Origin of the sequence: Corallococcus sp. Z5C101001 (genome assembly GCF_007352635.1) — a bacterium.
GTDB lineage: Bacteria > Myxococcota > Myxococcia > Myxococcales > Myxococcaceae > Corallococcus > Corallococcus silvisoli.
In genome coordinates this window covers 387,786-413,643 of sequence record NZ_VKLU01000005.1, presented here as the reverse complement: position 1 = coordinate 413,643, position 25,858 = coordinate 387,786, and the positions used below count along the sequence as shown (strand labels likewise).

The window sequence follows — 25,858 nt, the reverse complement described above, 5'->3', positions numbered from 1 at the left end:
TGCTCCCCCACCTGTGTACTGACGTTCAGTGTCGCGATTCTCGAGTGTCAGGAAGCGCTCGCGCGCCGCACCCGTCGTGAACTCCGGGTGTTTTCCGACCTCAGTCCGACGGCTCGCGCCACGAGTCCCCGCAGCCACTGGTGCGCGGGGTCCCCGTCGAAGCGCTCGTGCCAGACCTGGATGATGTCGAAGGGGGGGATGGGCAGGGGCGGGGCCAGGACCTGGAGTGGATAGGTCTCGCTGAACGCGGCGATAAGGCGGCGGGGCGCGGTGAGGACGTGGTCGGAGCGCGTCACGACCAGGGGCGCGATGAGGAAGTAGGGCACGCGCAGCGCGATGCGGCGCGGGGGCAGGCCGCGTTGCGCCAGGGCCACGTCCACCGCGCCCACGCCGTCGCCGCGCGGGCTGATGAGGACGTGGGAGAGCTTCAGGTAGGTGTCCAGGTCCAATGTCCGGCGCACGGCCGGGTGGTCCTTGCGCACCACGCAGACGAAGTCCTCGGTGAACAGCTTCTGCTGGCGCAGGCCGGGCCCGGACTCCACGGGCGGCGTGACGACGACCAGGTCCACCTCGCCGGTCTCCAGGAGCGCGGGGAAGGTGCTGCTCTCCACGTGCCGCACCGACAGGTCCACGCCGGGCGCCTCGCGGCCCAGCAGCTCCAGCGCTCCGGGCAGGAGCACCGAGCCGAAGTAGTCGCGCGTGGCCACGGTGAAGCGGCGCGACGCGGTGGCGGGCTCGAAGGGGGGCTCGTTGCGCAGGGCGCGCTGCAGCTCCGCCAGCCCCCGCCGCAGCGGCGCGGCGAGCTGCTCCGCGCGCGGCGTCAGCACCATGCCGCCCCGGCCCCGGATGAGGAGCGCGTCACCCAGCAGCGCCCGAAGCTGCGCGAGCGCGTGGCTCATCGCGGACTGGGTGAGGCCCACGCGGGCCGCGGCGCGGGTGACGTGGGCCTCCCTGAGCAGCGCGTCCAGCGCCACCATCAGGTTGAGGTTGATGCCGGTGAGGTCCACCTCGGCGGGGGGAGGCGTCGGGGTTTCATGAACGCGGCGCATGGAGACATGCATAGCATGCAGTGGCCTCATGATGGGCCGGGGGGCACTGTGGTGCCATCTCGCTGTCGCTGGAGGCACCCCATGTCCATCGTCATCAACACCCCGAATGGCAACATCGGCCGTCCCCTCGTGCAGAAGCTGCTGAAGGCGGGCCGGAAGGTCACGATCATCGCCCGCGATCCAGGGAAGGTGGCGGACCTGGCGAAGCTGGGCGCGGCGGTGGTGAAGGGCTCCATCGACGAGAAGGCCACGCTGGACGCGGCGCTCAAGGGCGCGGAGGCGCTGTTCTGGCTGTCGCCCCCGCCGGCCCGGCCGGACTTCTTCACCTGGGCGACGGACGCGGCCCGGCAGGCGGCGGCCGCGGTGAAGGCGCACGGCGTGCAGCGCGTGGTGGTGCTCTCCAGCGTGGGCGCGCAGAACGGCGCGGGCACGGGCCCGGTGTCCACGCTCAAGCCCATCGAGGAGGCCTTCCAGGCGGCGGCGCCCCATGTCACCAGCCTGCGGGCGGGCTTCTTCATGGAGAACCTGCTGCGCGACGTGCACGGCCTGGCGAAGGCGGGCGCGCTCTACAGCGTCATGTCGCCGGAGCGGGCCTTCCCGATGGTGGCCGCGGCGGACATCGCGAGCAAGGCCGCGGAGGTCCTGACGGACGCGTCGTGGAAGGGCCACCGCTACGTGGGCGTGCACGGGCCCAAGGACCTCACCTATCCCGAGGTGGCCCGCATCCTCACGCAGGTGCTGGGGCAGCCCGTGAAGTACGTGCAGGTGGGGCTGGAGGACCTGCGCCACGGAATGACGGGCGCGGGCCTGCCGGGCTGGATGGCGGACACGCTCACGGAGATGTACGGCGCCATCAAGGAAGGCCGCATGGATGCGTCCGAGCCGCGCTCCCTGGACACGACCACGCCCACCACGCTGGCGGAGTTCGCCGGCGCCGTGCTCAAGCCGGTGGTGGAGCAGGCCCGCGCGTCGTAGTCAGCGCGCGGGGACGGCGGCGCGTCCGGCCGTCCGCCCGGATTCGGAACCGGACAGGGGACCCTCCCCCCTCCCGTCCTCTTCCTTCCAACTGGTGCACGATGGGGACCGTCCGGAAATTGATCCGGAATGGCCCCCACCGGAGAAGAGCGCACCATGGACGAGCAGCGCCCCGCCAGCCCCCCGGCCCGGACGGACCCCTCCATCGACCTGCTCCACCAGCGCACGCGCCATCCGCTGGAGGTCCTCTTCGCGCCCAGGAGCGTCGCGGTGGTGGGGGCGAGCGAGCGCGCCGGCAGCGTGGGCCGCACCGTGCTCTGGAACCTCATCAGCAGCCCGTTCGGCGGCACCGTCTACCCCGTCAACCCGCGGCGCCCCAACGTGCTCGGCATCAAGGCGTGGCCGTCCGTGCGCGCGCTGCCGGAGGCCGTGGACCTGGCCGTCATCGTCACGCCCGCGGCGTCGGTGCCGGACATCATCCGCGAGTGCGCGGAGGTCGGCGTCAAGGGCGCCATCATCCTCTCCGCGGGCTTCAAGGAGACCGGGCCGGAGGGCGTCAAGCTGGAGCAGGAGGTGCTCCGCCTCGCGCAGGGCGCGAACCTGCGCATCATCGGGCCCAACTGCCTGGGCGTGATGCGCCCCACGGGCGGCTTCAACGCCACGTTCGCGAAGGGCATGGCCCGGCCCGGAAACGTGGCCTTCATCAGCCAGTCCGGCGCGCTGCTCACCTCCATCCTCGACTGGAGCCTGCGCGAAGCCGTGGGCTTCAGCGCCTTCGTGTCCGTGGGCTCCATGCTGGACGTGGGGTGGGGCGACCTCATCGACTACCTCGCGGATGATCCGATGACGCGCTCCATCCTCATCTACATGGAGTCCATCGGCGACGCGCGCGCGTTCCTCTCCGCCGCGCGCGAGGTGGCCCTCACCAAGCCCATCATCGTCATCAAGGCCGGCCGCACCGCGCAGGCCGCGCAGGCCGCCGCGTCCCACACCGGCACGCTCGCCGGCAGCGACGAGGTGCTGAGCGCCGCCTTCCGCCGCGCGGGCGTCCTGCGCGTGGACTCCATCGAGGACCTGTTCCACATGGCGGAGGTGCTGGCCCGCCAGCCCCGGCCCTCCGGCCGCAGGCTCACGCTGCTCACCAACGCGGGCGGCCCCGCCGTGCTCGCCACCGACGCGCTCGTCTCCGGAGGCGGGGAGCTGGCCGTGCTGTCCGACACCACCCGCGCGCGGCTGGACGGCTTCCTGCCGCCCCCGTGGAGTCACGCCAACCCGGTGGACATCCTGGGGGACGCGGACGCGGAGCGCTACGCGAAGGCCCTGGAGACCACCGGCGCGGACCCCAACAGCGACGGCCTGCTCGTCATCCTCACCCCGCAGGACATGACCGAGCCCACCCAGACGGCGGATCGCCTCAAGGGCTACGCGAAGCTGCCGGGCAAGCCCGTGCTCGCGAGCTGGATGGGTGGCTCCGAGGTCGCCGCGGGCGAGCGCATCCTCAACGACGCGGGCATCCCGACCTTCAGCTACCCGGACACCGCCGCGCGCGTCTTCAACTTCATGTGGCGCTATTCGGACAACCTCGCCGGGCTCTATGAAACGCCCACCCTGGCGGAGGAGCCCACCGGCGGGGGCCGCGACGTGGCGCGCGCCCTGGTGGACGAGGCCCGCGCCGCCGGCCGCACCCTCCTGTCCGAATACGAGTCCAAGCGCCTGCTGGCCACCTACGGCATCCCCACCGTGGAGACGTGGCTCGCCACCTCCGAGGACGAGGCCCTGGAGAAGGCCCGCGGGCTGGGCTTCCCCGTGGTGCTCAAGCTGCACTCGCTCACGGTGACGCACAAGACGGACGTGGGCGGCGTGCGCCTGGACCTGCGCGACGAGGCCCAGGTGCGCCAGGCGTACCGCGCCATCCGCGACGCGCTCGCGGAGCGGGGCCTGTCGGACGCGTTCCACGGCGTCACCGTGCAGCCCATGGCGAAGCGGGACGGCTACGAGCTCATCCTGGGCAGCAGCCTGGACGCGCAGTTCGGGCCGGTGCTGCTCTTCGGCGCGGGCGGCACGCTGGTGGAGGTGTTCCAGGACCGGGCGCTCGGGCTGCCGCCCCTCAACACCACCCTGGCGCGGCGGATGATGGAGCGCACGCGCATCCATCAGGCGCTCAAGGGCGTGCGCGGCCAGGCCCCGGTGGACCTGGGCGCGCTGGAGCGGCTGATGGTGCGCTTCAGCCAGCTGGTGGTGGAGCAGCGCTTCATTCGCGAGCTGGACATCAACCCGCTGCTCGTCTCCGGGGAGCGCATCGTCGCGCTGGATGCCCGCGTGGTGCTGCACCCGCCGGGCGTCACCGCCGCGGAGCTGCCGGGGCTCGCCATCGAGCCGTACCCGTACCAGTACGCGCAGTGGCTCACGCTGAAGAACGGCGAGCAGCTGATGGTGCGGCCCATCCGTCCGGAGGACGAGCCCGCCATGGGGCGCTTCCATCAGGCCCTGTCGGAGCAGACGGTGTTCATGCGCTACGCGGGCCTGATGAAGCTCAGCCAGCGCGTGGCCCACGAGCGGCTGGCGCGCATCTGCTTCAACGACTACGCGCGGGAGATGGCGCTCGTCGCGGAGCGGCGCTCGCCGGACTTGAAGGGCTCGGGGGAGATTCTGGCGGTGGGCCGGCTCACGCGCCTGCGCGGCACGAAGGACGCGGAGTTCGCCATCACCGTCAGCGACCCGGCGCAGCGGCTGGGCCTGGGAACGGAGCTGCTCCGGCGGCTCGTGGACATTGGCCGGGACTGGGGCCTGCGCCGCATCGTCGCGGACATCCTCACGCGCAACCGCGCCATGCAGGCCGTCAGCAAGAAGCTGGGGTTCACCCTCGTGGAGGACACGGAGCTCGCCCCGGACATGGTCAAGGCCGTGAAGGTGCTCGGCTGACCGTGCCCGGGGCGGTGCGTCCCCGAGGCGCTACACGTCGTCGCAGGGCGTGCCCAGCCGCGCGCCCGTGTAGACGCCCAGCTCGTTGTAGATGAAGGGCAGGTTCTCACCCACCGGCACGGCGCGCAGCTTCTGGCGCTTGCTCTTCACCACCCAGAAGGACGGCTCCTCGCGGTCCACCACGAGGCGCAGGTCGCCGCCCTGCGTGGAGAAGATCTCTCCCTGCGAGTCGGTGACGACGTTGAGCATCTTCTGCGGCTTCACCTGGCCGCGCTGGCCCGTGAAGATGCGGAAGCTCTTGTTGTCCGTGCCCAGGCCGCGCTCCACCAGGTAGTACGTGCCCTTGTCGTCCCGCAGCAGCGCGTACGGCTGGAACTTCATCGGGCTGGGGGTGAAGGTGGACTTGCGCAGGAGCTCCTTCGCCTGCTCCGCGGCCACCGGCTGCTGCGGCAGGGTGCGGTCCCCGCAGCTCAGCGTGCATGTCTTGGCGTCCTCGCTCAGCCGCAGGGCGGAGACCACCCGGTAGTCCACGCCGCGGAAGCTCTCGTTGGCCTTGGCGTTGAAGAAGCGGGGCTCGAAGAAGTCGCCCTGCGTGGCGTTGGGGTAGCCCACGGGGGCCACCTGCATGAACGTCTTGCCGTCGCCGTAGTACAGCTCTCCGTCGTGCTCCGGCGTCTGCGGCACGAGGACGGTGTAGTGGCCCTTGCCGTCCGTGCACACCTTGGTGGACTCCAGCACCATGCGCTCACGCAGCTTCTCTTCCTTCCCCCAGGGCGGATCCAGCGCGAGCGCGGCTTGCGGGGCCAGGACGAGCCCCAGGGCGATGACCATGCGTCGAAGTGTCATGTCAGTGGGCTTTCGTTCTAGAGGGTGTCGGTGAAGTAGGCGGTGGTGGCGTCGGGCTGGATCGTCTCGCCGTTCGTCACGGACCAGATGATCTTCTGGGCCTCCAGCTTCAGCGCGGCCTTGGGGTCCACCCGGCACTCCACCGTCTGGACCTTCTGCTGGATGGTGCGCTTCGCCTCATCGGAGCGCTCGCACAGCTTCTGGAGCGACTCCAGGGGGCCCGCGCAGTAGCTGCCGAAGGACATCTCGTTGATGAGCTCGTCGGTGATGGAGTCCCAGGCCACGGTGGAGGACAGCTTCGTGCCGCAGGCCTTGTTCGTCTCGGTCAGCGCCTCCGTCAGCTGGGCCTCCGCCTGCTGGGTCCAGAACTTGCGGTCGAACGCGAGCAGGGCCTGGTACTTCTTGTCGCCCTCCTGGTCCGCGTAGCGCGCGAAGACCTTCTCCACCTTCAGCGCCGCGGTCTTCCCCGTGTCCGGCTTCAGGTGCGTGTAGCCCGTGTGGTTCACGGCGCTGAGGACCAGGTCCTCATAGCCGCCCCGGTCGTTCACGGTGACGAAGCGCTGCCGGCGGCCGCGCCACTGGGTCCAGTACTCCATGCCCCGGTCGCGGCTGACGTGGGCGACCAGGACCTTGCCGTCCAACTCACCCTGGGTGCCTTCGAAGGCCACCAGCGCCTTGTGTGCGTCGGCGGGCTCCAGCGCGATGACGGTGACCTGCTCGCCGGCCTCGTTGGAATACACCTTGCCCACGGTGGGCTTCGTGCCCGCCACGGGGCTGTCGGGCCGAAGGCCCCGGGAACACCCCAGGGACAACGCCACGATGCTCACTGCCAATAGAACTCTCACGGCCACTCCTTGAATGGGCAGGGACGCTGGAAGCAGCGTTCCGCGCGCCCGGGACGACCCTTCAGAGGTCGATTTCGTACTTCGCACAGTATTGTCGGACCCTTGGACGCTCCGTTGCCGGAACCCGGGTCCATTGTGCCCGCGCGTTCGCCAGGTCGTGCTGCTGGCAATACACGCGGGTGAGCAGCGCGTACGACGCGCCGGTGATTTTCGTCCGCTGGCTCCGCCGGATGTGACGCAGTGCTTCCGCCGTGTTCGACGCGTCCAGCGCCCGCTGCGCCGCGGCCAGGTCCTCGCGGACGCTGTCGGGCATCGACTCGGGGGCGCCCCGGGCTCCCTGGGGCTTGCCCTTGACGGCGACGGTGGGAGCCTCCGCTGGCTCGGTGGGCTGCTGTGACGGCTGGGCATCGACGGTCGGCGGCTGGCCCTCGGGCTCCATGGCCGGCGGCGGATCCACCGGCTTCGTCGGGTCCTCCGGGGGCGGGGTCACGGCCACGGCAGGCGGCGGGTCGGCGGGCTTCACCGGAACCACCGGGGCCTGTCCGGCCACGGCCGGACCCGCGACCGGGCGCTTCCAGAAGAAGGCGGCGGAGAAGGCGACGATGACCGCCACGCCCACGGCGACGGCGACCGGCCACTTCGGCCGGGCGCGGGACAGGGGCTGCGCGGGAAGTGACTCCGTCCGGGGACTGGCGGGGGCCTGCGGCGCCGCATCATCGCTGCCCGCGTGGGGCCGCATGCCCACGGTGGGGATGTGCTCCTGGGGGAGCGGGCGGGGATGCATTGGCGTGGGGCCGGCGGAGGCGGTCCGGGGGCGCTCCTGCTTCGGCTCCCCGAGCGACTGCAGCGGGCTGCCCGTCAACTCCAGGATGAACGCGCCCACGTCCGGGTAGCGGTCCGCGGGCTTCTTCGCCATCGCGCGCGAGATGGCCGTCACCACGTGCGGCGGTGTCTGCGGGGCCAGCGTCAGCAGGGGCGCGGGCTCCAGGTGGACGATTTGATAGATGAGCTCCGCGATGTTGTCGCCGGAGTAGGGGGGCCGGCCGGCGAGCATCTCGTAGACCATGCAGCCGAACGCGAAGAGGTCCGTGCGCGCGTCCACGTCGCTGTTGTGGCCCATGGCCTGCTCGGGCGCCATGTACTGCGGCGTCCCCATCAGCACCGAGTCCAGCGTCTGCACCGTGCGCGAGTCGACGAGCTTGGAGATGCCGAAGTCGAGCAGCTTCACGCGCTCGCCCACCACGCCGCCGGCTTCGGTGGGCACGAGGAACACGTTGCCTGGCTTCAGGTCGCGGTGCACCACGCCCGCGCGGTGCGCCGCCTGGAGCGCCGCGCCCATCTGCCGGGAGATGGAGAAGACCTCCTCCAGGGGCAGCTGCTTCTGCTTGCGCAGCCGCCGCGACAGCCCCTCACCGCGCAGGTACTCCATCACCATGAAGGGCGTGCCGTCCTCCAGCGTGTCGAAGTCCAGCACCTCCACGATGTTCGGGTGCCCCAGCCGGGAGGCGATCTCCGCCTCGCGCCGGAAGCGCACCGCGACCTCCTCCGACAGCGCCTCCACGCCGTGCAGCACCTTGACGGCCACCTGCTTGCCCGGGAGGCGCAGGTGCCGGGCCAGGAACACGGCGCCCATGCCTCCCTTGCCCAGCACGGTGCCAATCTCATACGTCCCACGGAGGACCCGGCCCGTCGTCAGCGGTTCGGACTGCGCGGAGGTGGGTTCGGTAGGCTTTTGCATCGGCGGTCCAAATTCCTACTAAACCGGGCCGACACGATTGGAAAGCACCCGGGCCCCTCCTTCCCCCACGGGTCGTGCGAAAACGTCGCGAATCGCAGGTTCTGAGAGGGCGAGTCGCAATTTTCCAGTTGGGCGCGCATGCCACGTCCTAGAGTTCCCCGGCGATGGCCTCCTCCGAATCAAGCGCTCCTCTCGCCGCCCTGTTGCCGAAGCCCGGCGAGCCCCGTCTCGACGCCGATGAAATCCTCAACCGCTTCGTGGGCTACGTGGCCACGAACGGGCTGAGCCTGTATTCCGCCCAGGAGGAAGCCATCCTGGAGCTCTTGAGCGACAAGCACCTGTTCCTCAAGACGCCCACGGGCTCCGGCAAGTCGCTGGTGGCCATGGCGCTCCACTTCAAGGCCATGGCCGAGGGCAAGGTGTCGTTCTACACGTGCCCCATCAAGGCGCTGGTGAACGAGAAGTTCTTCGCGCTCTCCAAGGCGTTCGGCCCGGAGAACGTGGGCATGCTGACGGGCGACGCGAGCATCAACCGCGAGGCGCCCATCCTCTGCTGCACGGCGGAGATCCTCGCGAACCTGGCGCTCCGGGACGCGTCCGCGCGCGTGGACGCGGTGGTGATGGACGAGTTCCATTACTACTCCGACAAGGAGCGCGGCGTGGCCTGGCAGATTCCGCTGCTGGCCCTGCCCCACACGCAGTTCCTGTTGATGTCCGCCACCCTGGGGGACACGCACGTCATCGAGCAGAGCCTGGAGAAGCTCACCGGCCGCGAGGTCGCCACGGTGCGCAGCTCCGAGCGCCCCGTGCCGCTGGACTTCGACTACCGCGAGGTGCCGCTGCACGAGACCATCCAGGACCTCATCGCGCGCGGGAAGTACCCCGTCTACCTGGTGAACTTCACGCAGCGGGCCGCGGCCGAGCAGGCGCAGAACCTGATGTCGGTGGACTTCAACACCAAGGAGGAGAAGGAGGAGATCCGCCAGGCGCTGATGGACGCCCCCTTCGACACGCCCTACGGCAAGGACTTCCAGCGCTTCCTGCGCCACGGCATCGGCATGCACCACGCGGGCCTGCTGCCCAAGTACCGGCTGCTGGTGGAGAAGCTGGCGCAGCAGGGCCTGCTCAAGGTCATCAGCGGCACGGACACGCTGGGCGTGGGCGTGAACATCCCCATCCGCACGGTGCTCTTCACGCAGCTGTTCAAGTTCAACGGGGAGAAGCTCTCGACGCTGAGCGTGCGCGACTTCAAGCAGATCGCCGGCCGCGCGGGCCGCAAGGGCTTCGACACCGAGGGCAGCGTGGTGGCGCAGGCCCCGGAGTACATGATCGAGAACATCCGCCAGGCCGCGAAGGAGGCCGCGGGCAAGAAGAAGTCGCCCAAGGCGAAGCCGCCGCAGAAGGGCTTCGTGCAGTACGACAAGAGCACCTTCGACCGCCTCCAGAACGGCCTGCCGGAGCCGCTGGAGTCGCGCTTCGAGGTGAGCCACGGCCTGCTGCTCAACCTGCTCCAGAGCGACAAGACGGAGGGCAGCGGGGGCTACCGGCGGCTGGTGCAGCTGGTGATGCGCTCGCACAACTCCGACTACACGAAGCGGCGGCTCCTGAAGGACGCGGCGATGTACTTCCGCACGCTGCGCGACGCCGGCATCGTGAAGGTGGTGCAGTGGGAGAAGCGCTCCGCGACGGTGGAGGTCGCGGAGGAGCTGCAGCGCGACTTCAGCCTCAACCACACGCTGTCCCTGTACCTGCACGAGACGCTGGAGCTGCTGGATCCCACGCTGGAGACGTACGCGTTGGACGTCGTCACGCTGGTGGAGTCCATCCTGGAGAACCCGGACGTGGTGCTGTACGCGCAGCTGCACCAGCTCAAGGGGGAGAAGATCCAGGAGATGAAGGCGCGGGGCGTCGAGTACGACGACCGGATGGAGGAGCTGGAGAAGCTGGAGTGGCCCAAGCCCAACCGCGAGTTCGTCTACGGCACGTTCAACGCGTTCGCGCGCAAGCACCCGTGGGTGGGCGAGGAGAACATCCGGCCCAAGTCCATCGTCCGGGACATGTTCGAGCGCTTCATGTCCTTCCACGACTACGTGCGGGAGTACGGCCTGCAGCGCAGCGAGGGCGTGCTGCTGCGCTACGTGGGGGACGTCTACAAGTCGCTGGTGCAGACGGTGCCGGAGAAGTTCCGCAACGAGGACCTGGACGACATCATCGACCACCTGCGCGCGACGCTGCGTCAGGTGGACTCCAGCCTCCTGGACGAGTGGGAGCGGATGCGCAACCCGGAGGCGCCCGTCGAGGCCAAGCCGGTGGTGGACCTCAAGCCCAAGGAGCTCACCGAGGACCCGCGCGCCTTCGCCGCCCGCGTGCGCGAGGAGCTGCACCGGCTGCTGCGCGCGCTGGGGCAGCGCCGCTTCCTGGACGCGCTGGGCATGCTGGACAACGCGCTGGGCGAGTGGACGGCTCCGAAGCTGGAGCAGGCGATGGCGCCGTACTTCGAGGAGCACAAGCTGGTGGTGCTCACCCCGCAAGCGCGCAAGCCGGCGAACACCCAGCTCAAGGAGACCGGCACCCGTCAGTGGGAGGCGCAGCAGCGCATCATGGACCCGGAGGGCCATGGGGACTGGGTCATCGACTGTGAGATCGATCTGCGCGGCCGGCGCATGGACGACGGCCCCATCCTGATGCTGCGCCGCATTGGCGGCATGAGCGCCTGGTCGTAGGCCGTCAGGCGGGAGGCGGCTTCGGGTCCCGGGCCGCCTCGCGCACGGTGCGCGTCGCGGCGTCCACCTCCGCGAGGATGCGGCGCGCGTGCTGGAGCAGGGCCTCTCCGGTGGGCAGCAGGCGCATGCCCCGGGGGACGCGCTCGAAGAGGGGCGTGCCCAGCTCGTCCTCCAGGGCGAGGATGTGACGGCTGAGCGGGGGCTGCGTGAGGTGCAGCCGGCGCGCGGCCCGGCCCACGTGGCCTTCTTCCGCCACCGCGATGAAGGATTGGAGGTGCGTGATGCTCACGCGCGCGAGGTTAGCGCGGGACCCGCGGGCCGTGCACGGGGCAGGGCGATGCCAGAACAGCATTGGACGTTTCGAAGGAGCGGATGCCACCTTGCCCGGCATGGGCATTCCTCTCTTCAAGGGCAGTGAAGTGGAGCGGCTGCGGCTCGCGGGGCGCGCGGCGGCGGGCACGCTGGAGCACGTGGCTGGCAGGCTCCAGCCGGGCGTGACGACGGCGGACATCGACGCGTGGGTTCGCGAGGACACGGCACGGCGGGGCGGCACGCCCAGCCAGCTGGGCTACAAGGGCTTTCCCGCCACGGTGTGCACCAGCCGCAACCACGTCGTGTGCCACGGCATCCCGCGTCCGGATGAGCACCTGAAGCCCGGGGACATCGTGAACGTGGACGTGACGACGTGCCTGGACGGCTTCCACGGCGATACATCCGCCACGTTCCTCATCGGCGAGGTGTCCGCCGACGCGAAGCACGTGGTGGACGTGGCGCGGCGGTGCCGGGACGCGGGCGTGGCGGTGGTGCGGCACGGCGCGCGGCTGGGGGACATTGGCGCGGCGGTGATGGCGCTGGCGAAGGCGGAGGGGTGCAGCGTGGTGGAGGAGTTCGGCGGGCACGGCATCGGCCGGCGGATGCACGGCGAGCCACACGTGCCGCACGTCGCGAGGGCGGGCACGGGCATCACGCTGCGCTCGGGGATGGTCATCACCATCGAGCCCATGGTGAACCTGGGGCGGCCGGACATCCGGATGATGCCGGACGGGTGGACCGTCGTGACCGCGGACGGCAGCCTGTCCGCCCAGTTCGAGCACACCGTGCTCGTCACCCGCGATGGCTGTGAAGTCCTCACCCCGAGCGAGCTGAACCTGCGGGTCTCCGGGAGGTATCCGGAAAGCTGATGGCCCATCGCTTCTGCCATCTGGTGGACGGGGCGGTCCGCGCGCATCTCTTCGCGCATGGCACTTCCTCCTCCTCTCCCTGTCGCCCGGGTACGGTCATGGACCCCCGGACACGTCCTGGTGCCGCTGGGCGCGGCGGCGTGCCTGCTGCCCCAGGTCTCCACGGGCGCGGCGCTGCTCGCGGGGCTGTGCGTCGCGATGACGGTGGGCAATCCGTTCGCGGCGCGGACGCGCGGACTCACGCCCCGGTTGCTGTCCCTGGCGGTGGTCGGGCTGGGCGCGGGCATGGACCTGCGCACGGTCCTCACGGCGGGGCGTGAAGGGCTGGGCTACACGGTGGTGGGCATCGCGCTGTGCCTGGCGGTGGGGGTGGGGCTTGCCCGGCTGCTGCGGGTTCCGCGCGTGACGGGACTGCTCATCAGCGTCGGGACGGCCATCTGCGGCGGGAGCGCCATCGCCGCGGTGGTGCCGGTGCTGCGGCCGAAGGAGCACGAGACGTCCGTGGCCCTGGGGACGGTGTTCCTGCTCAACGCGGTGGCGCTGTTCGTCTTCCCCGCCGTGGGCCACGCGGTGGGGCTGACGCCGCACCAGTTCGGGCTGTGGTGCGCGATGGCCATCCACGACACCAGCTCCGTGGTGGGCGCGGCGCTGCGCTATGGCCCGGAGGCCCTCGCGGTGGCGACGCCGGTGAAGCTCGCGCGCGCCCTGTGGATCCTCCCGCTGACGCTGGGGCTCGCGGCGTGGCAGCGGCGCAAGGGGAACGCGGTGACGGGCAAGGTGCGCCGACCGTGGTTCATCGCCGGGTTTCTTGGCGCGGCGGCGCTGGTGACGGTCTTCCCCTCGCTCGCTCCGGTGGGGCAGGGCGTGGCGGCCGTCGCGCGGCAGGTGCTCGTCGTGACGCTCTTCCTGCTGGGCGCGGGGCTGACGCGCGACACGCTGCGCGCCGTGGGGCTCCGGCCGCTCGCGCAGGCGGTGCTGCTGTGGTTGCTCATGGCCGGCCTGTGCCTGGGGGGGCTGCTCCTGGGCTGGGTGTCCTGAACCGCGCGCCCGGTCACCGGGGATGGGGGACCCTCAAGGCAACAGCACGGGCGGCGTGGCGCGAGCGTGGCGGAGGAAGCGCCCCGCGACGCCGGAGGGCTCGTCCACGGGCAGGGCCCAGGAGAAGACGCGGGGGACGCGCAAGCCGGGCACGGGCAACACCTGGAGGCGGCCCAGGGACAGCTCCTCGTGGATGCTCCAGCGGGACAGCAGCGCCACGCCCAGGCCCAGCGCGACGGCCTTCTTGATGGCCTCCGTGCTCCCCAACTGGAGGTCGCCCGGCCGCGGCCCCTTGCGCACGCCCGCCTTGCGCAAGGCCCGCTCCAGCACCGCGCGCGTGCCCGAGCCCGGCTCCCTCCAGAGCAGCGGCACCCCTCGCAGCGCTTCGAGCGTGCGGATGCGCAGCCACTCCGCCGGCCCCCGCGCCGCGACCACGGGGAGCAGCTCGTCGTCGAGGTAGCGCTCCAGGCGGATCCGCGGCGCCCGTGCGTGCCCCTCCACCAGCCCGAGCGGCACCCGGCCCTCCGCCAGCCAGGACAACACCTCCCGCGTGTTGCCGACCTCCAACCGGACCTGGAGGTCCCGGTGCGTGCGAAGGAACGAGGCCAGGAGGCCCGGCACGATGTCGCTGGCGATGGTCGTGCTGGCCGCCAGCACCAGCTCCCCGGTGAGCGTTTCTTCCGCCGCGATGGCGAGCGCCGCCTCATCGAGCAGCCCATGGATGCGCTGCGCGTAGTCGAAGAGGACGCGCCCCGCCGCGTTCAACCGCACACCCCTCGCGGTGCGCACGAGGAGCGGCTGACCGCAATCGGCCTCCAGCTGCCGGACCTGCGCCGTGACCGCTGGCTGTGACAGGTGGAGCAGCCGGGAGGCCGCGGAGATCTGTCCGGTCGTGGCGACGACACGGAACGTTTCGAGCCGGCGGGGATCGACGAACAAGCCCCCATCCTACTCGCGCCCGGTCCAGGGCCCACCCGCCTCACATGACGGCCGGCCGCGCGCGGAATCCAGGCTGTCCGGTTCCCACCAGGGACCCCCGGAGGCTCACCGTCTCCTCCACGGCGGCGGGCGGGACCGCTGAAACGGGCATCAGGCGCGAGTGGCCGTGGGCCGGGCCGCCGCGGCGTGCGCCTATCCTCGAAGAGGCCCGCGCCTTTCGGTGGAGGGACGGCGCCGCGACCCTGGGTATATCTCTTGGGTGCGGAGCAGGCGGTCCGGTCCTCCGCCTGGAGGTGAGGGGGGCCTTCTCGGGGGGTGTTGAGAAGAGGGCGCCTGCGCCCGCCTGCTCGGCCGCGCGGCTGGCGGTTCCCGTTGGCACCGTCAGGGCCGGTGATAGTTTGCCGCCCCATGAAGAAGATCCTCGTCGCGCTCCTCGTGCTCGGCGTCCTGGCGGTCGCGGGCGTGGGCGGAGTGTTCGTGTCCCTCCAGAAGGCCACCGTGGCGCCGCACCCCGCGGCGGATCCCGCGCCGAAGGAATTCATCGTGAAGAAGGGCGCGTCCGCGCGCTCCCTGGGGCAGCAGCTCCAGGCCCAGGGCTTCCTGGACAACGCCACGGTGTGGCGCTTCCACCTGTGGCGCCGGGGCAGCCTCAACGTGAAGGCGGGCCGCTTCCTGCTGAGCCCCACCGCCTCCGTGGAGGAGCTGGCCACCGCGCTGGAAGGCTCGCCGCTGCCGGAGGACGTGCCCTTCGCGATGATCGAGGGCTGGCGCCTGCGCGACACCGACCAGATGCTCGCCTCGCAGGGGTTGATCAAGCCGGGTGACTACATCGCCGCGGCCACCCATCCGGAGCACTTCACCGCGCCGTTCCCGCTGCCGTCGCGCGGCCTGGAGGGCTACCTCTACCCGGAGACGTACGGGATCATCGCGGACAACTTCCGCGTGGACGCCTTCATCCAGCGGCAGATCGACACCTTCCGCGCCCGTTTCTACGACGCGCACCAGGAGGAGATCGCGAAGAGCGGCCGGTCCCTGCACGACATCGTCGTGATGGCCTCCATGCTGGAGCGCGAGGAGCCGGTGCCGTCGCAGCGCGCGCTCGTCGCGGGCATCCTCTGGAAGCGCGTGGACAAGGGCTTCCCCCTGGGCGTGGACGCGACCAGCCGCTACGAGCTCGCCGAGTGGAATGACCGCAAGGCGTTCCTCAAGCGGCTGCGCGACAACTCGGACCCGTGGAACTCGCGCACCCGCGCGGGCCTGCCGCCCGGCCCCATCGGGGCGCCCACGGTGGACTCGCTGCTCGCCGCGCTGCGGCCGGTGAAGAGCGACTTCTGGTACTACCTGCATGACGCGCAGCGGGTCCTGCACCCGTCGCGCAACGCGCAGGAGCACGAGGCGCTTCGCGCCAAGTACAACGTGTATTGAGTCCTCGCGATGACGTCCCTTGGTTCGGATGCCCAGCGTTCCGCCGTGCCGCCTGAAGGGATGGAGGCCGTGACGCGGGCGGAGCTCGACCAGTTGCGCGAGGAGTCGGAGCGGCTCCGCCTGCTGCTCGCCACGGCGGCGCAGGTCGCCTGGTCGAACCCCGCGCGCGACGAAGCGGATGCGCTGCTGCCGTCGTGGAAGGCCTTCACCGGACAGACGCCGGAGCAGATGCGGCACCAGGGCTGGCTCCAGGCGGTGCATCCGGATGACCGGGCGGGGGCGTGGTCCGCGTGGGAGAAGGCCGTGGCCGCCCGGGCGCCCTTCTGCGCGCGCTACCGGCTGCGCCGCGCGGATGGCGCGTACGTGTGGATGCTCGCCCGGGGCGCGCCGGTGCTGGGGCCGGACGGCGCCGTGCGCGAGTGGGTGGGCACCTGCGTGGACATCCACGCCCAGGCGCTGGGCGAGGAGCGGGCCGCGTTCCTCGCGCGGGCGGGCGAGCTGTTCTCGTCGTCGATGGATGCCTCCACCACGCTGGCCTCGCTCGCGAACCTGTCCGTTTCGGCGCTCGCGGATTGGTGCATCGTGGACGTGCTGCATCCCAACGGACACTTCGAGCGGGCCCAGGTGGTGACGGCGGACGCCTCCCAGGCGCCGCTCGCGTTCGCCTTGCGGCAGCTGTCGCCGGTGTCTCTCGACCGGCCCGTCTCTCCCCCCGCGGTGGCGCTCGCGACCGGACATGCCACCGTCGCGTCCGACGTCACCGACGCGCTGATGCAGGCGTTGGCGCAGGACGCGCAGCACCTGGAGCTGTTGCGGCGGGTGGGCCCGCGGTCGCTGCTCACCGTGCCGTTGATGGCCCGCGGTCAGATCCTGGGCGCGCTGTCCTTCCTGAGCACCACGTCCGGCCGCCGCTACGGCGACGAGGACCGCCAGTTCGCCCAGGAGCTGGCGAACCTGGCCGCGCTCGCGGTGGACAACGCGCGGCTGCTCCAAGGCGCGCGCGAGGCCGTCCGCCTGCGCGACGAGTTCCTGTCCGTCGCGAGCCACGAGCTGAAGACGCCGCTGACGCCGCTGAGCCTGAAGCTCCAGGCGCTCACACGCGCGTTGAAGTCGCACCCGGATTCACCGCTCGCGCCCATCATCGCATCCCATGTGGAGGTGGGGCACCGCCAGGTCCGCCGGCTCACGGAGCTGATGAACGACCTGCTGGACGTCTCCCGCATCAGCGCCGGGACCTTCCGCCTCCAGCGCGAGGAGGTGGACGTCGCGGCCCTGGTGCGCGACGTGTCCGAGCGGTTCGCGCCGCGCTTCGCCCTGGAGCACTGCGACTTCAGCGTGGACGCCCCGGAGTCGGTGCGCGGCTGCTTCGACCGCGCGCGACTGGCGCAGGTGTTGGATCACCTGCTGGACAACGCCCTCAAGTACGGCGCGGGCACGCCGGTGTCCGTGCGGCTCGCGGTGGAGGGGCCGGTGGCGCGGCTCACCGTGCGCGATGGCGGTATCGGCATCTCGCCGGAGCAGCGCCCCCGCCTCTTCGAGCGCTACGGCCGCGCGGTGTCCGAGCGCCACTACGGCGGCCTGGGCCTGGGGCTCTACCTCACCCGCACCATCGTGGAGGCGGAGGGCGGGCGCGTGTCCCTGGAGAGCTGCCTGGGGGAGGGCGCGACGTTCGGCGTGGAGCTGCCGCTCGCGAAGGCGTGAGCGCTGGCCCGTGACGGCCCCCGGAAACGACCGGAGGCCGGCCCCGCGTCGAAGCGGAAGCCGGCCTCCTTCAAGCATCAGCGACCTTCGTCAGGCGCTCACTCGACCGGGCGCACCTGGACCTGCATCACGGTCTGGTTCTTGTTCTCGCTCAGGACCTCGATGATGGTGCCCGTGGGCGGCACCTTCACGCCGGCGTACGGCTGCGCGGCGTACCAGAAGGTGTTGGTGTCGTTGAACACCGGCACCGCGGGCTGCGACGGGTACTCCTCGCGCGGCAGGCCGTTGGGCTTGAGCGACAGCGGGAAGCTGGGCTGCAGGCCGAACGTCGCGTCGTGCGTCTGCACGCGGCCGGACCAGAAGCGGCCGTTGGTGAGCTGCAGGGGCACCGGGCGCGCGTCGATGGGCAGGATGCGGCCCTCACCCGGGTGCACGGACACGCGGTTGTCGCTCATGGACGTGTCCCAGTAGGTGACCAGCAGGCCGGGGTTGTAGGCGTAGCGCTCCGCGTACTTGGGCAGGCCGTCCGCGCTGAACCCGTAGTTGTACGGGCCCGTCTCCAGCGTCTCGTCGTAGCCGCGGAACTGACGCCACTCGGCCAGGTAGTAGTGATCGTAGAAGGTGTTGGTGCCGTCCGTGGGGAAGAACGTGCTCTCGTCCCACCACTTGGCGCCCCACTCCGCGTCATCACCGAAGACGTACTTGTTCTTCGCCCACAGCTGGAAGTAGTCGACCAGGAAGCCCTTGCCGAACTCCGCGCTATCCGTCTTGTAGCGGATCTTCAGCGTGACCGTCTTGCCCGCGTGGGCGGACAGGTCGAACTCCAGCGGCGTCCAGCCGTTGGACGTGCCGGTGATGCCGTTGCCCAGGTTGTTGCCATAGGGGTTCGTGGCCCGGCTCACCGCGCTGGGCAGGTTGACGAACGGGCCGCCTTCCACCGACAGCGCGACGTAGGCGTAGTCCCAGTCCTCCTCGATGTCGAACCACGTCTGGAACGAGAACGTGATGGGCGTCTTGTTCGGCAGCTTCACCGTCTTCACGAGCACGCGATCCAGGTTGTTGCCCTGGCCGCCCTGCCACGCGAACTGCCCCTCGAAGGGCGCGGTGGTGGGCTGCGGGCGGGGCTTGCCGGGCAGCTTCACCAGCAGCGCCTGCTTCGCGTTCTGCGACGTCACCTCCGCGGGGCCCAGCTTGTGGTACGAGTACAGGCCCGCGCTCGTGGTGGCGTAGTCCAGCCAGCCCAGCTGCAGCTTGTCCCAGGCGAAGAAGTCACCCGGCCGGCTGCCGATGTCCGTCGTGCCGTCGTTCAGGTACGAACCGGACGACATGATGGTCCAGAAGCCCGTCCCGTTGTCCGCCGCGTTCGTCGTGTCGTAGTGGTCCGGCAGACCCAGGTCGTGGCCGTACTCGTGCGCGAACACGCCCAGGCCGCCGTTCTCCGGCTGAATGGTGTAGTCGCCCACCCACTTGTCCACGTTGGCCGCGAAGCGCGTGCCGCCGCGCTTGTTCCAGGCCGGGCCCTGGCCGTCCGGGCCCGTGCCGGTGCTGTAGGCGAACCAGCGGTGGCTCCAGATGGCGTTGGGGCCCTGCGCGCCGCCGCCCACTTCCTCACCCATGCCGGCGTGGACGATCTGGAAGTGGTCGATGTAGCCGTCCGGCTCGTTGAAGTCGCCGTCGCCGTCGTAGTCATACCGGTCCCACGTGTCGAACGTGTCCAGGTACGCCTTGATCTCCGCGGGCGTCTTGCCGGCGGCGAGCTGATCCTGCGTCCACACCTTGATGGCGTCGCTGACGAGCGGCCAGATGGAGTTGGAGCAGCTGGAGCTGCCGCACAGGTTGTTGCCGTAGCGGGCTTCGTTGTACGGCACCTTCACCCACTCGGACACCACGCCGTTCACGGTGTAGCGCCCGGACGACGCGGTCCGGTAGAAGTTGGCCACCGAGTCCGCGCCCGGCGTCGCGTCGAAGTACAGCTTCTCGAAGTGCGCGCGGTCGTAGTCCGGCTGCCAGATGGAGGTGTTGTCCACCGCGCGGTTCGGCGCGGGGATCGCGTTGTGCAGCGGGCCGGGCACGTTGCCGCCCGGGTTGGTGGTGGGGTTGCCGAACACCGGGTGGATCTGCGTCCCGAACTCCACCAGGATCACGAAGATGCGGTCCGTGCGCTCCAGCTCCAGCTCCACGAACTTGCCGTTCGCCAGCTTGTGCACCTTGCCGGGCTGAACGTTGCCCTCGATGCGCTCCTTCAGCGCCTGGGCCTTGAGCTCCTTCTGCTGCTCGCCCAGCGTGTGGGGCAGGTCGTCGGAGATGTCCTCCGCCGCGGCGCGCAAGGACTTCGTCTTCGGCGCGACGTCAGGCTGCGGCTTCTCGTACCACGCACGCTCCGCGTAGGCCGACGGCGCCGCGAGCGCGAGCAGGCTCCACGCAAGCCAGGATGGGGGTTTCCGCATGGCGACTCCTTCAAGATGTTGAAGACGGGCATCCCGGCGGGTCCGGGATGCCCCTGTTTCTAGTGGAAGACATGGGAGTTTTGGAAGACGGGGACATTAAATTTTTCCTGCAAGGACGGAGCGGGTGATCCGTTGGTGGACGGCGGAAGTCGAAGAATGGGTAGGGGCGAGGGCAGGGCGAGGGACTACGGTTCCGCTCCGCTATGGCGCGTACACGTCCCGTGGATCCCCCGCTGCGGCGGGATGTCCGGCTCCTGGGCCGGCTTCTGGGTGAGGTGCTGGTCGAACAGGAGGGGCAGGCCCTGTTCGAGAAAGAGGAGGAGGTCCGCCAGCTGGCCATCCAGCGCCGGCGGGGGCCGGTGGCGGGGCGGCGCGCCGCGGCGGCGGAGCTGGCGGCGGTGTTGCGGCGGCTGCCCTCGGAGCAGGTGGAGCCGGTGCTGCGCGCCTTCTCCGTCTACTTCCAGCTGGTGAACCTGGCGGAGCAGCACCACCGCATCCGCCGCGCGCGGGCCCACGCGAGCCCCACCGCCACCCGGCCCCAGAAGGGGTCGCTGGAGGCGACGCTCCTCGCGCTGAGGGCCGCGGGGGTGGGCGCGGACAAGGTGCGCGAGACGCTGGGGACGCTGAAGGTGACGCTGACGTTCACCGCGCACCCGACGCAGGCGGTCCGGCGCACGCTGCTGGAGAAGCTCTATCGGCTGGCGCAGCTCTTGGAAGAGCGCGACCGGTGCGCGCTCACCCCGCGCGAGGCGGCCGCGAACCTGTCGTCCATGCGCGAGGAGATCACCGCGCTCTGGCAGACGGACGAGCTGCGCCGCGAGCGCCCCACCGTGGGTGACGAGGTGAAGAACGTCCACTGGTACGTGGAGGAGATGCTGGCGGAGCCGGTGTCCCGGCTGCCGGAGGCGCTGGACTGGGCCTTCGAGCGCGCCTACGGCGAGCCCCTGGGCGCGCTGGACACGCCCGTCCGCGTGCACTCGTGGGTGGGCGGCGACATGGACGGCAACCCGCTGGTGACGCCCGACGTGTTCGCGGACACGCTGCGCGCGCACCGGGCCCGGGGCCTGCGGCTGCTGCTGCGCGACGTGGAGCGGCTGGGGGGGATGCTGTCGCAGTCGGAGCGGCACGCGCGCCCCACCCAGGAGCTGGAGCGGTCGCTGGATGAGGACGCGAAGGCGCTGCCGGAGGTGGCGAAGCAGCAGGGGCCGCGCACGCTGGGCGAGCCGTGGCGGCGCAAGCTGCGCTTCATGGAGGAGCGGCTGTCGCTGGCCCTCAAGCACGTGCTGGCCCGGCGTGAGGGGAGGGCGTCCACGCTCGCGCCGGGCGCCTACCGCTCTCCGGAGGCCCTGGGCGACGACCTGGCGGTGCTGGAGCGGTCGCTCTTCGCGGCCCGCGCCGAGCACGCCGGGCTGCGCGAGGTGCGCCGCATGTCCGAGCGCGTCCGCGCGCTGGGCCTGGGCCTGGGCGAGCTGGAGGTGCGCGTCCCCGCGGAGGACGCGGTGAGCGCGGCGGCCTCCATCGCCGGGGGACCGCCTCCCTCCGAGGGGGGCCAGCGGCTGCTGGACGTGCTGAAGCGGCTTCGCGAGGGCCAGGACGAGGGCGGCGAGTCCGTCTGCCGCACCCTCATCCTCTCCATGGCCTCCACGGCGGAGGACGTCCTGGCGGCCTTCCAGTGCCTGAAGCACGCGGGGCTCTGGGACGCGGAGCGCCAGTGCGCCACCGTGGACGTGGCGCCGCTCTTCGAGCAGCTGGGCGCGCTGGATGGCGGGCCCGACGTGCTGCGCCAGCTGTTCGCGCACCCGGAGTACCGCCAGCACCTGCAGGGCCGGGGCGTGCAGGAGGTGATGGTGGGCTACAGCGACTCCGGCAAGGAGGTGGGCCTGCTCGCCGCGAGCGCCGCGCTGTACCGCGCCCAGGTGGCGCTCACCCAGGTGGCGGACGAGGCCGAGGTGCCCCTGCGCCTGTTCCACGGCCGGGGGGAGACGGTGGCGCGCGGCGGCGGCCCCGCGCAGACGGCCATCCTCGCGCTGCCGCCGGGCACGGTGGCCGGGGCCTACAAGGCCACGGAGCAGGGCGAGGCGATGGACCACAAGTACGCGCGCCCGGAGCTCACGCAGCGCACGCTGGAGCTCGTGCTGGGCGGCGTGCTCCTGCACACGCTCGACGCGCAGCCGCGCCCGTCCCCCGAGGACGAGTCGGCCTTCCGCGCCGCGTTCGACGTGCTCGCGGAGTCGGGCCGTCAGGCGTACCGGTCGCTCGTGTGGGACGACCCGCGCTTCGTGGAGTTCTTCATGACGGGCACGCCGGTGGAGGAGATCGCCGCGCTGCCCATCGGCTCACGCCCCAGCAAGCGCAAGGCGGGCGGGCTGGAGACGCTGCGCGCGATCCCCTGGAGCTTCGCCTGGACGCAGACGCGCGCCATCCTCCCGGCCTGGTACGGCGTGGGCAGCGCGCTGGAGTCCTACGCGGCCACCCCCGAGGGCGCGGCGCTCTTGCAGCGCATGTACAAGGAGTGGCCCTTCTTCCACACGGTCATCGACAACGTGACCATGGTGCTGGCGAAGACGGACATGGCCATCGCGGCGCGGTACGCGAAGCTGGCCCCCGCGTCCACGCGGCCCCTGTGGCTGCGCATCCAGCAGGAGCACGCGCGCACGCGCCGCGCGGTGAAGTCGCTGACCGGCGAGGCGAAGCTCCTGGACAACAATCCGCAGTTGCAGCGGAGCATCGCGCTGCGCAACCCCTACGTGGACCCGATGTCCTTCCTCCAGGTGGAGCTGCTCAAGCGCAAGCGCGACGGGGACGCGGAGTGCGACCGCCCGCTGCTCCTGGCGCTCAACGGCATTGCTGCGGGGATGCGGAACACCGGTTAGACAAGGGCGACACAGGAGCGCGCGGACCATGGCCCAGGAGACGTTCACCGTCGAGGAGATCAACCCGAAGCACGGCTTCGCGCGGCTGCGCCCGGACGCGCCCGCGCCGGGCGACGGGGTGCTCCACACCGCCCTCTACCCGGATCCGGAGTTCACCCACGCGCCCCCCTTCCAACTGCGCAAGGGGGACCGCGTGACGGGCCTGCGCCGGGGCCAGACGGTGTCGGAGGTGTCCTGGCTTCAGCGCGTGGAGCCCCCGTGGGAGGAGGTGGAGCGCGTGGCGGAGCTGCTCGCGCTCCTGGAGCGCTGGGAGATCCGCATCCCCCATGAAGCCCGCTTCCTGGCCGAGCACTCCTGGCGCGACAGCCGCGAGGATCCGCTGCGCGACGAGCTCCAGGCGCAGCTGCCCACCTTCTTCGACTGGGAGGGCGCCCACCCCTTCGAGGACCCCTCCCTGCTGGAGCGGCTCTCCGCCGCCATGCAGCCCTACCTCCCGGGCTTCGCCGTGCAGCCCGTGCAGGGCCAGCCCGCCGTGCGCGTGGAGCCCGGCGCCGTGGAGGTCCAGGCCGGCGTGGGGAGCTGGGATGTGCCCCAGCCCACCTTCGCCCCGATGATCGCGGAGGTGAACGCCCGGCTCGCCGCCGCTCACGCCCCGGTGCGATGGGTGCCCACCCGCGAGGACTGGATGCTCGCCCCCCCCGCGCTGGCCGCGCTCCTCCAGAAGCATGGCCTGCTGGAGCCCGTCGCGCCCGCCCCCTAGGCGTTGGCGCCCTTCCACCGCGTCGTGTCACAGGGCGATGGGAGGTCAAATGATTCTTTGATAGAGGACGGAGCCAATCATGGGCTTCCGATACCTCCCGTCCCTGCTCGTAGGTCTCCTCGTCCTTAGCGGGTCCGCCTGTGGACCCGAACCGGAGCGGCGCGTCTCGGAGGCGGAGCTTCCCCCGCCCGCGCGGCCGTACGTCACCATCGAAGGGCACGCGGTGGACACGCACCGGCTGTCCGGCACGGTGTGGAGCGATGCGGGGGTGCCCCGGGTGGAGGTGTACGAGGACGGGCGCTTCCTGGGCTATGCCGACGTGGAGGCCGGCCGGTGGAGCCTGCCCTGGTGGCCGGGCCGACGGGCGCTGGCGGTGGAGGTGGTGGCGAAGGACCGTCAGGGCGTCGAGTCGCGGGCCCGCGTCGACTTCCAGCACCTCGCGTTCGACGCGCGGCCCGGCCTCTATCAGCAGGAGGCGCTGCTGACGCTGCCCACGACGCGGGGCGTGCGGACGAACTTCACGCTGGACGGCTCCCTGCCCACGCCCGAGTCCCCGCTCTACACGGGGCCCCTGGTGCTGCTGCCCCGTCCCACGACGCCGGTGACCTGGGCCTATGTCCCCACGACGCCGGTGAGCGCCCCCGAGGGTTCCCGGTGGGCCGCGCCGCTGGAGGTGGTGCCGCAGGCCACGGTGGTGCGCTACCAGCAATACGTGGGGACGGTGCCGGTGGGGCCCGTGTCCACGCGCACGTTCCTGATTGGACGGACGCCGTACACGCTCCCGGTGCTGTCGCTGGTCACCGACGCGGCGAACTTCTTCGACGCGGAGCGGGGCATCTACGTCCCCGGCCGCATCTCCGAGGCGAGCCCCGGTGACCCGGGGGCGGGCAACTACATGCAGGACGGCAAGGAGTGGGAGCGGCCCGTCTACGTGGAGTGGTTCGAAGCCACGGGCGCGCGCGTCTTCGCGCAGGACGCCGGGGTGCGCATCCACGGCTCCGGCAGCGCCGTGCTGCCGCAGAAGAGCCTGCGCCTGTACGCGAAGGAGGAGTACGGGCCGAAGACGTTCTCCGGCGCGGTGTTCCCCGGCTCCACGGTGACGGACTTCACGCGGTTGCTGGTGCGCACGTCCGGGCAGGACCAGGGCGACACGAAGCTTCGCGACTGCGCGTTGCAGCGGCTGCTCGCCGAAACGCGGCTGGCGCTCCAGCCGTGCCGGCCCACGCTGGTGTTCTTCGACGGCGAGTACTGGGGCCTGCACGAGCTGCGCGAGCGCTATGACGAGTACTACCTCGCGTCGCACTACGGCGTGGACCGCAAGAAGGTCGTCATCCTGGAGCGGTTCGGGGAGGTGAACGTCGGCGAGGCGGGCGACGAGCAGCACTACCTGGACCTCATCGACTACGTCCAGGCGAACGACCCGGCCATCCCGGCGAACTACGCCTGGGTGGGGACGCGGATGGACGTGGATGACTTCATCGACTACCAGGTCGCGCAGCTGTACCTGGGCAACGAGGACTGGCCGGAGAACAACGTGAAGTTCTGGCGGCTGCGCACGAAGGCGTACGCGCCGGGGGCGCCCTACGGGCAGGACGGCCGCTGGCGCTGGCTCGTGTATGACCTGGACTTCGCCCTGCACTCCGGCCCGGACTTCGACAGCCTGGGCCGCGTGCTGGAGGACCCGACGTTGGAGGCATGGTCCGTCGTCCTCCTGCGGCGGCTGCTCCGGTCACCGGAGTTCAAGGCCCGCTTCATCGAGCGCTTCCTCTGGCACCTGGACCACACCTTCACCGCGGAGCGGGTGACGGCCTATCTGGATGCGGCCGCCGCGGACCTGGAGCCGGAGATGCCTGGCCACGTGGCGCGCTGGAGCCAGCCGGCCTCCATGGAGGCCTGGCGGTTGAACCTCGCGTGGGTGCGCGAGACGGCGATCCAGCGTCCTGCCTTCATGCGGCGGTTCCTGGAGCGGCACCTGGGGCCGCTCACGCCGCCCGAGGCCGAGGCCAACGGTCAGTAGCCGTACGAGCCGCTGCGCACGTCCACGAGGCGGCCATCGCGGAAGATGGCCACCTGCATCAGCCGGTGGGGGCCGAAGTTGTAGGTCCACTCCTCGAAGGTGGTCGAGGAGGTGACCTCCGTGGAGGCTTCCTCCATGGGGGTCTTCGACTTGACCTTGTTGGTGACGTACTCCGTGCGGCTCTGCCGCGTCACCGGTTCGCCGCACTTGGCCAGCGCATCCGCCTGGGACGCCCCCTCGGAGACAAGCTTGTTGTCGCAGCGCAGCGCGGAGGCGTGGACGAGCGAGGGCAGGGCGAGGCAAGCGAGGACGAGGCTGGCGGACAGGGTGCGCATGTCGGCTCCGGATGGAGGAAGTGGTGCGGTGGTGCCGCACGGAC

18 protein-coding genes are annotated in these 25,858 nt (G+C 71.1%); 10 read left to right on the top strand and 8 right to left on the bottom strand.

Annotated elements, in window-relative coordinates; genetic code table 11:
• Window positions 1-47: 47 nt before the first annotated feature.
• Window positions 48-1,049, bottom strand: a complete 1,002-nt coding sequence (locus tag FOF48_RS12050; protein ID WP_235685519.1) for a LysR family transcriptional regulator — start codon at window positions 1,047-1,049, stop codon at window positions 48-50.
• 81 nt (window positions 1,050-1,130) lie between these two features.
• Between FOF48_RS12050 and FOF48_RS12045 the strand changes: the two genes are divergently transcribed.
• Together FOF48_RS12045 and FOF48_RS12040 are read left to right on the top strand one after the other, a co-directional pair.
• Window positions 1,131-2,024, top strand: a complete 894-nt coding sequence (locus FOF48_RS12045) for an NmrA family NAD(P)-binding protein (RefSeq protein ID WP_143901030.1) — start codon at window positions 1,131-1,133, stop codon at window positions 2,022-2,024.
• A gap of 156 nt (window positions 2,025-2,180) precedes the next feature.
• Window positions 2,181-4,946 carry a bifunctional acetate--CoA ligase family protein/GNAT family N-acetyltransferase gene (locus FOF48_RS12040; protein WP_143901028.1) on the top strand — a complete coding sequence of 922 codons (2,766 nt, stop codon included), beginning with the start codon at window positions 2,181-2,183 and terminating at the stop codon, window positions 4,944-4,946.
• A gap of 30 nt (window positions 4,947-4,976) precedes the next feature.
• On the opposite strand, the gene FOF48_RS12035 is transcribed toward FOF48_RS12040, so the two are convergent.
• The 3 genes from FOF48_RS12035 to FOF48_RS12025 all read right to left on the bottom strand — a co-directional run bounded on the left by FOF48_RS12035 (window position 4,977) and on the right by FOF48_RS12025 (window position 8,375).
• Window positions 4,977-5,792: a hypothetical protein gene (locus FOF48_RS12035; protein WP_235685518.1), complete on the bottom strand. Its 816-nt coding sequence runs from the start codon at window positions 5,790-5,792 to the stop codon at window positions 4,977-4,979.
• Between the two features lie 17 nt (window positions 5,793-5,809).
• Window positions 5,810-6,637, bottom strand: a complete 828-nt coding sequence (locus FOF48_RS12030; RefSeq protein ID WP_143901026.1) for a hypothetical protein — start codon at window positions 6,635-6,637, stop codon at window positions 5,810-5,812.
• Window positions 6,638-6,698: 61 nt separating this feature from the next.
• Entirely contained in the window at window positions 6,699-8,375 is a 1,677-nt protein-coding gene (locus FOF48_RS12025) for a serine/threonine-protein kinase (protein ID WP_143901024.1), read from the bottom strand.
• 164 nt (window positions 8,376-8,539) lie between these two features.
• Here FOF48_RS12025 and FOF48_RS12020 point away from each other — a divergent pair, with 164 nt between their 5' ends.
• Window positions 8,540-11,098, top strand: coding sequence for an RNA helicase (locus tag FOF48_RS12020; protein ID WP_143901022.1), 2,559 nt, complete (start codon window positions 8,540-8,542; stop codon window positions 11,096-11,098).
• Window positions 11,099-11,102: 4 nt separating this feature from the next.
• Here the strand turns inward: FOF48_RS12020 and FOF48_RS12015 are convergent, their stop codons facing one another.
• The gene (locus FOF48_RS12015; protein WP_143901020.1) at window positions 11,103-11,387 is read right to left on the bottom strand and encodes a LysR family transcriptional regulator; all 285 of its coding nucleotides are present in this window, start codon (window positions 11,385-11,387) and stop codon (window positions 11,103-11,105) included.
• Window positions 11,388-11,487: 100 nt separating this feature from the next.
• Between FOF48_RS12015 and map the strand changes: the two genes are divergently transcribed.
• Window positions 11,488-12,279, top strand: coding sequence for a type I methionyl aminopeptidase (gene map, locus FOF48_RS12010; RefSeq protein WP_143901018.1), 792 nt, complete (start codon window positions 11,488-11,490; stop codon window positions 12,277-12,279).
• 120 nt (window positions 12,280-12,399) lie between these two features.
• The gene (locus tag FOF48_RS12005) at window positions 12,400-13,317 is read left to right on the top strand and encodes a YeiH family protein (protein ID WP_143901016.1); all 918 of its coding nucleotides are present in this window, start codon (window positions 12,400-12,402) and stop codon (window positions 13,315-13,317) included.
• 33 nt (window positions 13,318-13,350) lie between these two features.
• Here FOF48_RS12005 and FOF48_RS12000 read toward each other — a convergent pair whose 3' ends face one another.
• A complete protein-coding gene (locus FOF48_RS12000; protein WP_143901014.1) occupies window positions 13,351-14,256 on the bottom strand; it encodes a LysR family transcriptional regulator in 906 nt (301 codons plus the stop codon).
• A gap of 408 nt (window positions 14,257-14,664) precedes the next feature.
• Here FOF48_RS12000 and mltG point away from each other — a divergent pair, with 408 nt between their 5' ends.
• Window positions 14,665-15,681, top strand: a complete 1,017-nt coding sequence (gene mltG / locus FOF48_RS11995) for an endolytic transglycosylase MltG (protein WP_143901012.1) — start codon at window positions 14,665-14,667, stop codon at window positions 15,679-15,681.
• 9 nt (window positions 15,682-15,690) lie between these two features.
• Complete coding sequence (locus FOF48_RS11990; protein ID WP_143901010.1) at window positions 15,691-17,382, top strand: PAS domain-containing sensor histidine kinase; 1,692 nt, start codon at window positions 15,691-15,693, stop codon at window positions 17,380-17,382.
• Between the two features lie 98 nt (window positions 17,383-17,480).
• Here FOF48_RS11990 and FOF48_RS11985 read toward each other — a convergent pair whose 3' ends face one another.
• Window positions 17,481-19,829, bottom strand: a complete 2,349-nt coding sequence (locus tag FOF48_RS11985) for an immune inhibitor A domain-containing protein (protein ID WP_143901008.1) — start codon at window positions 19,827-19,829, stop codon at window positions 17,481-17,483.
• 203 nt (window positions 19,830-20,032) lie between these two features.
• On the opposite strand from FOF48_RS11985, the gene FOF48_RS11980 reads away from it, so the two are divergent.
• From FOF48_RS11980 to FOF48_RS11970, 3 genes are all read left to right on the top strand, one after another.
• Window positions 20,033-22,702 (top strand): phosphoenolpyruvate carboxylase, encoded by a 2,670-nt coding sequence (locus FOF48_RS11980; protein WP_143901006.1) that lies wholly within the window; start codon window positions 20,033-20,035, stop codon window positions 22,700-22,702.
• Window positions 22,703-22,730: 28 nt separating this feature from the next.
• Entirely contained in the window at window positions 22,731-23,462 is a 732-nt protein-coding gene (locus FOF48_RS11975; RefSeq protein WP_143901004.1) for a hypothetical protein, read from the top strand.
• A gap of 79 nt (window positions 23,463-23,541) precedes the next feature.
• On the top strand, window positions 23,542-25,479 hold the full coding sequence (locus tag FOF48_RS11970; protein ID WP_143901003.1) for a CotH kinase family protein: 1,938 nt from the start codon (window positions 23,542-23,544) through the stop codon (window positions 25,477-25,479).
• Here FOF48_RS11970 and FOF48_RS11965 read toward each other — a convergent pair.
• On the bottom strand, window positions 25,473-25,814 hold the full coding sequence (locus FOF48_RS11965) for a DUF2845 domain-containing protein (RefSeq protein ID WP_143901002.1): 342 nt from the start codon (window positions 25,812-25,814) through the stop codon (window positions 25,473-25,475). The two genes, FOF48_RS11970 and FOF48_RS11965, sit on opposite strands and share 7 nt — an antisense overlap.
• Window positions 25,815-25,858: the final 44 nt, after the last annotated feature.

Coding starts and splice junctions, on each gene's coding strand:
- FOF48_RS11965 (WP_143901002.1), bottom strand. CDS start 25,814: ATGCGCACCCTGTCCGCCAGCCTCGTCCTCGCTTGCCTCGCCCTGCCC.
- map (WP_143901018.1), top strand. CDS start 11,488: ATGGGCATTCCTCTCTTCAAGGGCAGTGAAGTGGAGCGGCTGCGGCTC.
- FOF48_RS12050 (WP_235685519.1), bottom strand. CDS start 1,049: ATGCGCCGCGTTCATGAAACCCCGACGCCTCCCCCCGCCGAGGTGGAC.
- mltG (WP_143901012.1), top strand. CDS start 14,665: ATGAAGAAGATCCTCGTCGCGCTCCTCGTGCTCGGCGTCCTGGCGGTC.
- FOF48_RS11980 (WP_143901006.1), top strand. CDS start 20,033: ATGGCGCGTACACGTCCCGTGGATCCCCCGCTGCGGCGGGATGTCCGG.
- FOF48_RS11990 (WP_143901010.1), top strand. CDS start 15,691: ATGACGTCCCTTGGTTCGGATGCCCAGCGTTCCGCCGTGCCGCCTGAA.
- FOF48_RS12040 (WP_143901028.1), top strand. CDS start 2,181: ATGGACGAGCAGCGCCCCGCCAGCCCCCCGGCCCGGACGGACCCCTCC.
- FOF48_RS11975 (WP_143901004.1), top strand. CDS start 22,731: ATGGCCCAGGAGACGTTCACCGTCGAGGAGATCAACCCGAAGCACGGC.
- FOF48_RS12035 (WP_235685518.1), bottom strand. CDS start 5,792: ATGACACTTCGACGCATGGTCATCGCCCTGGGGCTCGTCCTGGCCCCG.
- FOF48_RS12020 (WP_143901022.1), top strand. CDS start 8,540: ATGGCCTCCTCCGAATCAAGCGCTCCTCTCGCCGCCCTGTTGCCGAAG.
- FOF48_RS11970 (WP_143901003.1), top strand. CDS start 23,542: ATGGGCTTCCGATACCTCCCGTCCCTGCTCGTAGGTCTCCTCGTCCTT.
- FOF48_RS12025 (WP_143901024.1), bottom strand. CDS start 8,375: ATGCAAAAGCCTACCGAACCCACCTCCGCGCAGTCCGAACCGCTGACG.
- FOF48_RS12045 (WP_143901030.1), top strand. CDS start 1,131: ATGTCCATCGTCATCAACACCCCGAATGGCAACATCGGCCGTCCCCTC.
- FOF48_RS11985 (WP_143901008.1), bottom strand. CDS start 19,829: ATGCGGAAACCCCCATCCTGGCTTGCGTGGAGCCTGCTCGCGCTCGCG.